Source organism: Shewanella sp. ULN5 (assembly GCF_030731885.1).
Lineage (GTDB): Bacteria > Pseudomonadota > Gammaproteobacteria > Enterobacterales > Shewanellaceae > Shewanella > Shewanella holmiensis.
In genome coordinates this window covers 115923-128650 of record NZ_JAPJEE010000006.1, presented here as the reverse complement: position 1 = coordinate 128650, position 12728 = coordinate 115923, and the positions used below count along the sequence as shown (strand labels likewise).

Genomic DNA, 12728 nt, shown 5'->3' with positions numbered 1-12728 from the left:
TTACGCTTGCTGTATGTTTAGGTATATCCAATTATTAAGAACATGCGTTAAGAATAACTGAACGATATTTTGGGCGATAACAAACTAATTAACGCTAGGTTCATCAATGGCGGCGTTGATAAGACTCACTAAAAGCGGAATGATATCACTATGGTCATGCACATATCTTTGAAGCAGCTCAATGTATTTCATGCTATTACGCAATACAAAACCTTAACGGCTGCAGCAGAACAACTTTGCTTGTCTAAAGCCGCTATTAGCATGGCGTTGGCAGAACTTGAAAAACAACTGTCTCATCCATTATTTGATCGGGTAAACAATCGGCTTATTCTTAATCAAGAAGGGCAACAGCTGTTACCCTTGGCAGATGAATTACTTAATCGCGCCCTGCAGATCACGCATCTTTTTAGCGATAATCCAGCCTTGTACGGCAAGCTCAGGCTGGGCAGTAGCGATACCATAGGCAATCATATTAGCCCGTATTTACTTAGCCAATTTCGGCAACAACATCAGCATTTATCGCAAAGCTTATTTATTTCAAACTCTGCCACTATTTGCCAAAAGTTAATTGATTTTGAACTAGATATTGCCCTTATTGAAAGTCAATCTCATCATCCAGATTTGATTTCAATTCCTTTTAGCAACGATGAAATGTGTATTATTAGTGCAAAAGATCATCCGCTAACCAAGCAAACAAAGCTGAGTCTTTCGGACTTGGACAATAATGATTGGGTGTTAAGAGAATCCGGCTCGGGCTCACGGGAATCTTTTATCAATATTCTGGCCCCAAAACTGACCCATTGGAGACTTGCCTTTGAGATCAATACCACAGAGGCATTAATTAGCAGTGTTTCAGCAGGGCTGGGATTAGGCTGTTTATCCACTTTGGCGGCACAATATGCGATAAAAAGTGGCCGAGTGCGTCAGTTGGCGGCGCCAATTAATATGCCGCGCAAGTTTTGGTTTTTAATCCATAAAGACAAATATCAAAACCCACTGCTTAAAAGCTTTATGGCTTTTTGCCAGCAATGGCAAGCTACAGGGCCAAACTAAACCCCATAAAAAAACCGCTCAATGAGCGGTTTTTATTGCAGAGTAAGTTAATCAGTATTTACTTACTATCATGACCATGGTGACGGTCATTGTGTGCTGGCTTGGCGACATCTTGCATGTAAATAGCACGATTAGCTTCAATCACTTTATCTGACGGTAATGGCACAATTTCAAATGCGGGGTCGAACTCTGTCATCACTTTCGCTAAGGTTTCTAAGAAAGATGCATCACCTTTAATGTTAGCCGCTTTGCTTGCAAGTAATTCTTTAATCGTAGTTTGCTTAAGATTCAGCTTAACGATGTCAGCTTGATTGATAGTCAAGGTTGCTGTTGCTGTGTCTTTTACTTTAGCAATTTTAGCGTTGCTTAAGTTACCGTTCGAAAGCTCCACCACGTAGATTTCTTTAGTATCTGGTAGCACCAAGTTAACTTCAAATGCATAATCTTGCGCTTTAATTGAATCCACTTTAATCGCTAAGTAATCCAGTAACGACCCGACTGGCATTTCAGCAATAATATCTGCTGATGCTGATTTAAGCGCACCCGCTTGACGACCAATACGCAGCTCCTGAGCCCCTGCAAGGTACACGTTTCTCCAACCAGCGCCTTCCGATTGATAACCTAACTGCTCATAAGTATCTGCCAGTAGCGAACGCGCATCATTGTTGCTTGGGTTACTCACAACCACTTTGTTTAATGCTGTTGCCACAAAGTTATATTCACCTTTTGCGAAATCGGCCTTAGCATGCTTAAGCACAGCTTTTTCACCACCCATATACTCAACAAACTTAGCCGCTTCGGCTTTTGTTGGTAATGGATTGAGGTTAGCCGGGTTCATGTCAAAGTAGCCTAGGTACATGTTATATACCGCACGTGCATTGTGCGAGTAAGTACCGTGATAACCATTAGTGTGCCATGCATCTTTGATTGATTTTGGTAATACTTTTTGGATTTCCCAACCAATATCTTGCATCACAACGCCATTGTTAGCTAAACGTAATGATTGGTTATGAACAAAGCCATAGTTGTCACGTTGAAGTTTTAGGAAATCATTAATGTCACTGTTACTCCAAACTGGTGAGCTGTGCGCTGAGAATAAGAATTCTGCTTCACCGCCCCACTCTTGGATCATGTTATTGATTTCTTTCGACCACTTAAGCGAATCACGTACTTTAGCGCCGCGTAAGGTATACACATTATGCATGCCTTTGTAGGTGACTTCAGCAGCCCAAATTGTCTTCATGCTGGGGATATAAGCGACGGCTTCTGATACGGCTTCAGTGCCTGATGCATCCATAAACACCACTTCTAAGCCGTCAATCACTACCGTTTCGAATTTACCCTTTAAGTTTGTTTCATAGTGTGGCAATACATAAGTAACTTCACCTTTTGCAAGGCCATTGGACAAAGCGGCATCAACAATCGTGGTTTCTGACGGCACCATAGTTGCGCCATATTGATATGACGTTCTGCGAGACATGGCATTACCCGCTAGTACGTTTTCATCCACCATCTCTTTAGTAATGTGAGCAGAACCATACACTTTTACATCTGGAAACATATCCTGTACACCGCGAGAGCCCCCGAAGTGATCACCATGCGAGTGCGAGTAAACCATTGCAAGAACAGGATCGGTATTACCGTACGGTAAGTTTTCAAGTGCAAATTTTAACGATGCTTTAGCTGATTCACGCGTCGTTAAAGGGTCAAATACAATCCAACCATTATCGGTACGCACTAAACTCATGTTTGCTAGGTCAGTACCACGAACTTGGAAAATTTTATCATTTACTTGGTATAAACCATAAGCTTCATTATTCATCTGTGCTTGACGGTAAAGCGATGGATTAATTGTATCTGGCGTCTTTTCACCAATAAATTCATAAGCATCTGCTAGTAAAGCGGATGTAGCTGCGTCAAGTGGGGCAATTAGATTAGCACGACCTTCTTGAAAAGATTTGTTATCTTCAAACTTTAGCTCTTTTGCAAACTCTGTATTATAAGCTTTAGTCGCTTTAGTTGCTGGTTTACCTTGGTACATAAATGAAGTTGTTAGTGCATGCTCATCTTGGCCTGCAGCGTGGTCATGTGCCACAGCAGAATAGCTAAAAGACAAACTTGAAATAACGATTGAAGCAATAACGGACTTGTTCATAAATAATCACCCATATTGAGGTTGCTACTTGATACCTAGTGAATAATGAAAATGCTCACTGGCTTAATTAGGTTTATCATAACCTGTTAACAATTTAGATAAACAAAGGTAACTATGGTTGACGATTAAGTTATACTTATGAATTGATGCAGACAGTATGATGAGAACTTATGCCAAACAAAATTGATTTAAATCTCTATAGAGTGTTTTCACAGGTATACCATCACCAGTCGATCACCTTAGCTGCTGAACAGCTTGGCGTAACTCAAGCGGCGGTCAGTGGCTCGATTAAACGGTTATCACAGTTATGCGGCCAAGACTTATTTATTCGTAATGGACGCGGCATTATCGCCACCCTATATGGCCATCAACTGATGGAGCAACTGATGCCTTCATTGGAGGTGTTAGAAGGATTGGTCGAAGACACCAAGGTATTTGACAGCAAAAGCTCTAACCAGCAATTCACGGTTCTAGCATTTGAGTCCATCACAGATCAATTGCTACCTCATACTTTGCATTTGCAAAAGCTAGGTAATCCGCTAATCACCTTTAAAGATCAAAATACCAATGAAACACAAATCAATGAGGCACTATTTTCCCAACAAGCCGACCTCGCCATTGATATTACCGATAGCCGCGATAACACCTTAATTTACCAACCCCTAGCCACTGATGAAATTGTATTGATTTGCCGCCATAATCATCCGCGCATTAACGGCAGTTTGACTGCTGAGCAATTTTTTTCTGAGCAACACATTAAGCTAAACCTCACCCGTGCAAATACCTCTATTGTTGATTTTTATGCGGAGAATAACCTGTCTACCCGCAAAGTGGTGGCAGAGTGTAACTCGTTACTCTCGTTAATTTCTTTGGTGGCTCAAAGTGATTGTATTGGCGCCTGTAGCAAATCATTAGCCCATAAATACCAGCAGGCTTTTAATATTCAAATTATCGACATGCCAGTTAGCATTAAACCAGTACAATTATCGTTAATTTGGCATAGACGACAACGCAATAATCCTGCGCATAAATGGTTGCGGGACACCATCACGGAAATATACCGGCATCATATTGGTCTAACGCAATGATGTTTAATCAATGGGCAAAAAACAGCTCACCTCACTGTTGAATAGCAACAAAAAAGCCTCGCATTACGAGGCTGATTTATTACACGTTAATGAAACGCAGTTAGCAAGACAAAGGGCTGTTTGGTAAGCGTTTATTATCCCGAGCTGAGGTTATTTAATCAGACTATTTTTGGGTGTCTGGATAAAGGGTATTCCACCACTCTGGCTCGCCTTTCAGCTGTAAATCAAACCATGCCATTGTGGTGTCCCACCAGTCAAAACGTATATTACGCGCACTGATTTGGTGGTCTTGACCGGCAAACTCGACCAATTCAACATCTTTATTTAATAACTTAAGCGCGGTATACATGTAATGACTTTCGCCAACGGGTACGTTGGTATCAGCATCACCGTGGATCAATAATAGCGGTGTAGTAATTTTATCTGCGTTATACAGCGGGCTTTGGTCTACGTATAACTCACGGTTATTCCATGGAAAACTGCCACGACTGGCAACGCCAGAATAACCATAGCCCCACCAGCCATGTCCCCAGTATGAAGACAAGTTACTGATACCAGCATGAGACATAGAGGCGGCAAAAATATCCGTTTGGGTAGCTAAATACATGGTCATAAAGCCGCCATAAGAGGCGCCCATATTACCCACTTTTTTAGGATCAACGGCGGTGTAAGCCTGCAAGAACGCTTGAGTTCCCTCAATAATGTCGTCCGCAGAGTGTTTACCCCAGGCATTAACATGACGACCACTGAATGCTTGACCATAACCAGTAGCACCACTGGGTTGCAGTACATAAACTACATAGCCTTGTGCCGCCCATAAATTAAATGGCCAACGTCCGCTAAAGTTTCGGCCTACTGGTGAGGTACCGCCATAGTAATACACTAACGCGGGATACTTTTTAGTGGCGTCATAATCCACCGGTAAATACACTCGACCATCAATCAATTGACCTTGCTTATTGGTAAAGTCAAAATCTTCCATTTGGCCTAAACGTGTGGTGGCATAACTGGTGACTTTACTATCAAATAGCATCAGCTTGCGATTGGATTTGATATTCATCACGTATGCTTGTTGCGGCACAGTGGCTGATGTTCCGGCATAAACTATGGTAGGTAAAGCTTGATCGGTTGCAATACCAAAACGGTCGACCATTTCAACGCCCATGTCGATTTTACTGAACTTGTTTTGGCTTTTATCGAAGAAATACAATGGGGCAAAATCCCCTTCGATTACTGATAAAATTAAGTCTCTACCCGCAACCACTGTCATACTGGTAATTGCAGGGTCAAACTCTTTACTAAGGGCTGTCACTTGCTGGCTCTTAGTTTCACGCCAATATAATTGACCATCATAGTCATTGACTTCCAGCGCAGGATCTTGCTTGCCTAAGCCATCCATAAAGGTAGGGCCAGCCAAAATAAACATGCCATTTTCGCCATAGAGCGCGCCGCCAAAGGTGCGATACTCACCAATTAAGGTTTCAGATAAAGTGGCAAGATCAAGTTCCACTAATTGTGAAAGACTATGAGCCGGCTCAGCATAATCAACCACAGCGCGGGTCAATAACACCTTACCTAAGTCAATGTCACTGTCTAACAAATTACTGCTTTGCTTAGCGTCTGTAAGCTGTCTAATAGCGCCAGATGCCACATCTAACTGATAAATTTGGCTGTTATTACGCCAATAGCTCCAGCGGTCCTCTAGTGCTTGATAACGCTTTGAGGTAGCTTTTTCGTCGGCTTTAAAGTTTTTTTGCCAGCTAAATAACAAGGTATCGCCATACCAGTGTAAACCAGAGACATTTTCAACTTTGTCAGCAGCCACTTTTAGTGATAAATCGGCGATATTTAACAACACAATTTGCTGGCCAACCACATAAGCCAACTGCTTGCTATCTGTTGAGAATGCGCTGCTTTGCGGCAAGCTGTCTTGCCAACGGTAAAGCACTTGGTTGCTAGCAACATCACGTAACTCGGTAACAGAAATGGCCTTATCACCTTCACTCGGGGAGTATTCAACCGTTGATTGCAGTAAGTATTTACCATTTGGCGATAACTGCATACTGCTAATCGTTTTTGCATCAAATAACTGCTGTGCTGACACTCTGTGCGTGTCTTGCTTAACAAAACTCAGCACATCAACATCACTGTTACCTTGCCAATCTAAACTGAATGGCACCTCAGCTTGCTGGCCATCAGCCAATAAAATGAGTTGATAATCACCATTAGCTAACTCCAGTGGCACTTCATCAGCTGATTTAACAAGTTGGCCATTTAAATACACTTGTGGATTTTCAAGCCCTTTAATCTTGAGTACACCTTGAGTAAATCGTTGGGTTGATAGCGGAAGTTGGTAAGCTAACCACCCCTCACCTTCGGCCTTTTCAACCGCTGATTGCCAGGTTAATGGCTGATTAAAAACTAATACTGGTTGAGTGGTATCAGGCTGAGTTAACTTTGCAACAAAATTGGCTCGTAACGCATCTGCATGAGCACTTTTAGATAACGGCGCTGCGCTTTTTTGGTTAACAGGACCTAGACGCTGAATATGGTTAAGATCGATTTCGGCGCCATGCGCCATGCCAGCAACAGCTATGGCTAAACTGGTCAAAACCAGTGTAAAAGCTTTCATGGAAAGTCCTTTTATAGGTTATTTTTATGAACTGAAATGTTGAAAAAATAAGGTGTGCTAAGTCATGTAATTGTAACATTTTGACAAAAACGGCCTAAAAATGCATCTGTTTTCGGGTTTAAAGTAAACATAGTTCTACAAGCTAATGTAAATTCCCTGATACCGACTAAGATCGGCTTTAACATCACGACCGTATTTTCTGTAAAGTGACCTTTGGTTTACTGGTAGCAGGCGTGTTGTACTCATTGTGGAAAACCCGAGATCAATCGCCAGCCTAGGTGCTCTGTTTTATCCTTGCGATGGTGGAAGTAAAAAGCCCTTAATCATTTTAAGGGCTTTTTTATTTATCTCTTAGCTCAAGTTGAGGTTACTTGGCCATCTTACGACCGTATATCAGTAAATATATCGCCGGTATAACAAACAAGGATAACAGCGGCGCAGTCACCATACCGCCGACCATAGGCGCGGCGATTTTTTGCATCACTTCATTACCCGTACCACTGCCCCACATAATGGGTAATAAGCCAAAGAAAATCGTTGCCACTGTCATGGCTTTTGGACGTATCCGCATTACCGCACCATGAATTAACGCTTCGGTTAAATCTGAACGGTGATTGTATTGTCCTGCCGCCTGACGGTCTTTAATACTGTTGTTGAGGTAAACTTGCATCACCACCCCAAACTCAGCGGCAACACCCGCTAGGGCGATCATGCCGACCGACACAGCAACCGAGAAGTTAAAGTCGAGCAAATACAACAGCCAAGCGCTACCCACTAATGAAAATGGCAAACTGAGCATGATCACCGACGCCTGCACGAATGAGCTAAATGTCATCATCAACAACATAAAGATCACCATTAGCATCAATGGCACCACCAGCTTCATTTTCGCTTCAACGCGCTGCATATATTCATATTGCCCGGCAAAGGTGTAGCTGTAACGCGGCGGTAAATTAATTTGCTCATCTAACGCGGTACGCGCCATTTTGATGTATTCACCAATCGAGATATCTTGTAAATCAATAAATACCCAACTGATTAAACGGCCATTTTCACTGGCCAACATAGGTGCACCATCACTGATGGTAATGCTGGCTAAATTACCTAAAGGTAAATATTTACCTGTCTTGGTGAGTACGGGTAAATCTTTCAGCTTTTCAATATTGTCACGGAGCTCGCGCGGATAACGAATATTAATCGGGTAGCGCTCTTGCCCTTGAATGGATTGACCCACTTGCATACCGCCAATGGCCATTTGCACCACATCCTGTATGTCTTTTAAGGTCATGCCATAACGAGCCGCATTTTTAAGGTCGGGTTCAATATCAATATAACGGCCACCACTGGTGCGCTGGGCAAAGGCCGACGAGGTGCCTGGTAGCTTACTGACTACCGCTTCAATTTCAGTGCCGATACGCTGAAGCTCATTAATATCTGCCCCTGATATTTTGATGCCTACGGGGGTTCTTACCCCTGTTGATAACATATCTATACGGGTTTTAATCGGCTGTACCCACGCATTGGTGATACCAGGCACTTTGACGGTTTTTTGCAGCTCACTAATAATGCCCTCCAAAGTCATGCCTTCACGCCAGGTATCCCGTGGATTTAGCATGATGGTGGTTTCCAGCATAGTGAGAGGTGCAGGGTCAGTAGCGGTAATCGCACGGCCAACCTTACCAAACACTCGTTTAACTTCAGGAACCGTTTTAATCAACCTGTCGGTTTGTTGTAATATTTCCGCCGCTTTACCCGAGCTGACGCCAGGTAAGGTAGTGGGCATGTACAGTAAGTCACCCTCTTCGAGTGACGGCATAAACTCGCTGCCCATTTTTGTCATCGGGTATACCGCACTGCCAAGCGCCATAACGGCCACTAATATGGTCATTTTAGGAAAGCGCAGCACCACGCGTAACAGCGGTTCATACATGGCAATTAATAGGCGACTGAGTGGGTTTTTCTTTTCCGCAGGAATTTTACCGCGCACAAGATAACCCATCAGCACTGGAATTAAGGTGATTGCCAATATTGCCGATGCCGCCATAGCAAAGGTTTTAGTAAAGGCTAACGGATGGAATAAACGTCCTTCCTGCGCTTCAAGCGCAAACACAGGCACAAAGCTTAGGGTAATAATCAACAAGCTGAAAAACAGTGCGGGCCCCACTTCAACGGATGCTTGTCTTACTAGCTCCCAATGAGCTTCTCCCGTAGGCGTTTCACCATCATGTTGGTCACGGTAATGCTCCAGATGTTTATGGACGTTTTCTACCATCACAATGGCGGCATCAACCACCGCACCTATCGCAATCGCAATCCCGCCTAGACTCATAATATTGGCATTGACACCAATCATGTTCATCACGATAAAGCTGACCAAAATTGAAATGGGTAATGAAATGATTGCCACTAAGGTTGAGCGGGCATGCAGTAAGAAAATCAGGCAAATAAAGCCGACCACCAGCATTTCTTCTAACACTTTGTGTTTGAGGTTATCCACCGAGTTTAAGATGAGCTCAGAGCGATCATAGGTGATCACTAACTCAACACCTTCGGGTAAACCGTTTTCAATTTCGGCTAGTTTGGCTTTAACGTTGTCAATGGTAGCGAGGGCATTTTCGCCATAACGCATCACCACAATACCGCCCACAACTTCGCCCTGACCATCAAGCTCGGCAATGCCTCTTCGCGCCGCAGGACCCGTTCGCAGTTGCGCCACATCTTTCATTAATACTGGCGTGCCAGATTCCGCCACTATACCTAAGGGAATTTCGGCAAAGTCTTCTAAAGTTTGGCGATAACCGGACGAGCTGATCATGTATTCAGCTTCGGCCATTTCAATCACCGAGCCACCAGTAGAGCTATTAGAGTTATCGAGTGCGTTCCTCACCGTCATTAAATCAATTTGATACAGTGCTAACTTATGAGGGTCGACAATAATTTGGTAAGACTGCTCCATACCGCCAATGGTGGCGATCTCTGAAACACCCTCAACACTTTGCAATTCTAATTTTAAAAACCAGTCCTGCAGCGAGCGTAATTGGGCTAAATCATGCTTACCTTTACGATCAACAAGAGCATATTGAAATACCCAACCCACACCAGAGGCATCAGGCCCTAATGAAGGCGTCACATTGGGCGGTAATTGCCCTTGGGTTTGCGATAAATACTCTAAAACCCGTGACCTAGCCCAATAAATATCTGTGCCATCTTCAAAAATGATATACACATAAGAATCGCCAAACATCGAAAAACCACGCACGGTTTTGGCACCCGGTACGGCTAGCATCGCTGTCGACAATGGGTAGGTAATTTGGTCTTCAACTAACTGAGGGGTTTGCCCTGGATAGGAGGTTTTTACAATCACCTGCACATCAGATAAATCAGGTAAGGCATCTAAAGGTGTCATCCGCATGGCTTGATAGCCAATTAACGCAATGACCACGGTCATTAACAACACCATGGCTCGCTGCTTAATCGACGCACTAATTATTTTTTCTAACATAGTGAGCTCCGATTAATGATTTGCGTGCGGATCAGTTGCGGCACTATTGCTACCACTTAGGCGCTGCAAGCTACCTTGAATACTGGCCTCTGAATCTAACAAGAATTGCCCCGACACAATCACTTTGTCACCGGCTTTTAAACCTTCAGTGATTTCTGCTTTACCCTGAGCAATCATGCCAACTTTGACAGGTACCGACGCAAATTGATTATCACTGCGTTGCACCACGACACGGTTTTCTCGCCCAGTCAGGATTAATGCTTCGGTTGGAATGGCTAATACTCCACGGTTTGGCCCGCCAAACAGTTTTACATCGACTAAGGTGCCCGGTTTTAATTGCTGATTCGGGTTATCTAAGCGAATTCTCACCCGCATTGCTCGTGTCACTGGGTCTAGCTCTGGGTAGATGTAATCTATGCTTGATTCAATATCAAACAGACCTTGCGCGGCAGAGGTCACCTCTACTGCACGGCCTTGTTGCAACCAGCTTTGTTCATTTTCAAATACGTCGGCAATCACCCACACACTGCTTAAATCAACGATTTCAAATAAGGTATCACCCGGTTGAACATACATGCCATGACGCACGGTGAGCTGACTAATTAAGCCATCTTGCTCGGCATAAAAAGGCACTCGATACAGGGTTTCACCCGTGCGCTCTAGTTGCTGAATCGATGCCGAGCTCACCCCCAGTAATTCAAGACGCTGACGGGCTTTTTTCAACAATACTGCCCCACGGTTTTTATCCTGCTTAAGGTAATCTCTGGCTTGCATGTAATCATCTTGCGCATTAATCAGTTCAGGCGAATACAGCTCATACAATAATTGACCCTTTTTAACTTGCTGCCCCACGGTATGCACCTTGAGGGTCTCTATCCATCCGGTTACTCGGGTGTGCACATGGCCGATGGCATTTTCATTGTATTCAACTGTACCTATGGTTTTGACTAGCTTCCACAGTGTGCCCTCAGTAACGGTTTCACTGCGCATGCCTAAAGCTTGTTGCATGCCACCAGAAACCCCAACAACAACCTCCTCGCCCACTTCACCTAAGGTCACTTTTTCTAAGTTCATGCCACAAATTGGACAGGTTCCAGGAGCATCAGACACCACATGCGGATGCATCGGGCAGACATATTTAATATTAGTGGGAGTCTGCGCACTTTTACCTGGCAGTAGGGTATTTTGAGGCTGATTAAACACCTTGTCAGCCTGACTGGCTGCGGGTGCTTTTGTTGCTGTTGCGTCCATCGCCGAATGATCATGCCCGGCATGATCAACATCCTCACTTGAACCGGCTTCTTCCTCTTCTTCTTTGGCCACCAAAAACATGTTGCACTTAGGGCAACGGCCAGCTTTATCGCTGGTCACCTCAGGGTGCATGGGACAAATATAGCTTGCTGACACCGATGAAGCCTCACCAGCATGTTCACTGTGTTCATGCTCCGTGGCTAATGTCACAGGCGACACCATTAAGCTGGTAGATAACACAAAGTAAAGAGTGAATACAACGCGTTGAACAGCAGCGTTTTTTAATACAGAATTTTTCATATAAACCTCGAACGGTCTAACACAAAGTTGTGCCAATACTCGTTAAAAACACACAATAAAATATTGCTGTTAAGTCACAGCAGAAACATTTTCTTATGCGATTGGAGGTCTAAATGCTGGGGGGGAATCGACAGAGAAGCCACTTACCGTAGCGGCAAGTGGTGCAGGATTGGCAGGCGCATTAGCAATATCAAATTGGATATCACTTAAATCTGCGGTATAGGAAATCGTTAAGCAATGATTACAATCAATACTGCAACCACCTAACCCATTACAACAGCTATTGCTATTATCGACTTGCTGCGATTGTGACTCAGATACCATATTGCCATGGCAATCTGTCATAGCGGAGGCATGCTGCATTGAGGTCAGAGGCACATTATTATCTGAACCATCACTCAAAGCTTGAGTCATCATATGGGATTGCTGATGATCCATCGGCACCATAGAACTACCATTAGCTAACAAACCTTGTCCGACAAGTGCGAACAAAGTGAAAGTCATTAGCCAGTAGTTTTTCAGTGTTTTTTGCATCGCACTCAAAATCCAATATGCCGGACTGAATAAATCTTGCAGCATCTTACGATGGCGATTATTCAATATAGGCTCATAAAATATCAACTATTAGAGTTGACCGTGTAAACCATAAAATGCTTTCAATCTAAAACAACTTTGGTCGTTAGCCCAGCTAACAAACAAGTCGATAAGGGCAATAGCATAACGCTAAATTCATGCTGATGATAACTT

General features: G+C 43.6%; 7 protein-coding genes. 2 read left to right on the top strand and 5 right to left on the bottom strand.

Going from position 1 to position 12728, the window contains the following annotated elements; genetic code table 11:
* Positions 1–156: 156 nt before the first annotated feature.
* On the top strand, positions 157–1053 hold the full coding sequence (locus ORI98_RS07995; protein ID WP_306134927.1) for a LysR substrate-binding domain-containing protein: 897 nt from the start codon (positions 157–159) through the stop codon (positions 1051–1053).
* Between the two features lie 58 nt (positions 1054–1111).
* Here ORI98_RS07995 and ORI98_RS07990 read toward each other — a convergent pair whose 3' ends face one another.
* Positions 1112–3208 carry an alkyl/aryl-sulfatase gene (locus ORI98_RS07990; protein WP_306134861.1) on the bottom strand — a complete coding sequence of 699 codons (2097 nt, stop codon included), beginning with the start codon at positions 3206–3208 and terminating at the stop codon, positions 1112–1114.
* Between the two features lie 170 nt (positions 3209–3378).
* Between ORI98_RS07990 and ORI98_RS07985 the strand changes: the two genes are divergently transcribed.
* Positions 3379–4296, top strand: a complete 918-nt coding sequence (locus ORI98_RS07985) for a LysR family transcriptional regulator (RefSeq protein WP_306134860.1) — start codon at positions 3379–3381, stop codon at positions 4294–4296.
* A 163-nt stretch (positions 4297–4459) separates the two neighbouring features.
* On the opposite strand, the gene ORI98_RS07980 is transcribed toward ORI98_RS07985, so the two are convergent.
* The 4 genes from ORI98_RS07980 to ORI98_RS07965 form a co-directional block, all read right to left on the bottom strand.
* A complete protein-coding gene (locus ORI98_RS07980; RefSeq protein WP_306134859.1) occupies positions 4460–6928 on the bottom strand; it encodes a S9 family peptidase in 2469 nt (822 codons plus the stop codon).
* A gap of 367 nt (positions 6929–7295) precedes the next feature.
* A complete protein-coding gene (locus ORI98_RS07975; protein ID WP_306134858.1) occupies positions 7296–10430 on the bottom strand; it encodes an efflux RND transporter permease subunit in 3135 nt (1044 codons plus the stop codon).
* 12 nt (positions 10431–10442) lie between these two features.
* The gene (locus ORI98_RS07970; protein WP_261298276.1) at positions 10443–11981 is read right to left on the bottom strand and encodes an efflux RND transporter periplasmic adaptor subunit; all 1539 of its coding nucleotides are present in this window, start codon (positions 11979–11981) and stop codon (positions 10443–10445) included.
* Between the two features lie 93 nt (positions 11982–12074).
* Positions 12075–12581, bottom strand: coding sequence for a hypothetical protein (locus tag ORI98_RS07965; protein WP_306134857.1), 507 nt, complete (start codon positions 12579–12581; stop codon positions 12075–12077).
* Positions 12582–12728: the final 147 nt, after the last annotated feature.

Coding starts and splice junctions, on each gene's coding strand:
- ORI98_RS07970 (WP_261298276.1), bottom strand. CDS start 11,981: ATGAAAAATTCTGTATTAAAAAACGCTGCTGTTCAACGCGTTGTATTC.
- ORI98_RS07990 (WP_306134861.1), bottom strand. CDS start 3,208: ATGAACAAGTCCGTTATTGCTTCAATCGTTATTTCAAGTTTGTCTTTT.
- ORI98_RS07985 (WP_306134860.1), top strand. CDS start 3,379: ATGCCAAACAAAATTGATTTAAATCTCTATAGAGTGTTTTCACAGGTA.
- ORI98_RS07980 (WP_306134859.1), bottom strand. CDS start 6,928: ATGAAAGCTTTTACACTGGTTTTGACCAGTTTAGCCATAGCTGTTGCT.
- ORI98_RS07975 (WP_306134858.1), bottom strand. CDS start 10,430: ATGTTAGAAAAAATAATTAGTGCGTCGATTAAGCAGCGAGCCATGGTG.
- ORI98_RS07995 (WP_306134927.1), top strand. CDS start 157: ATGCACATATCTTTGAAGCAGCTCAATGTATTTCATGCTATTACGCAA.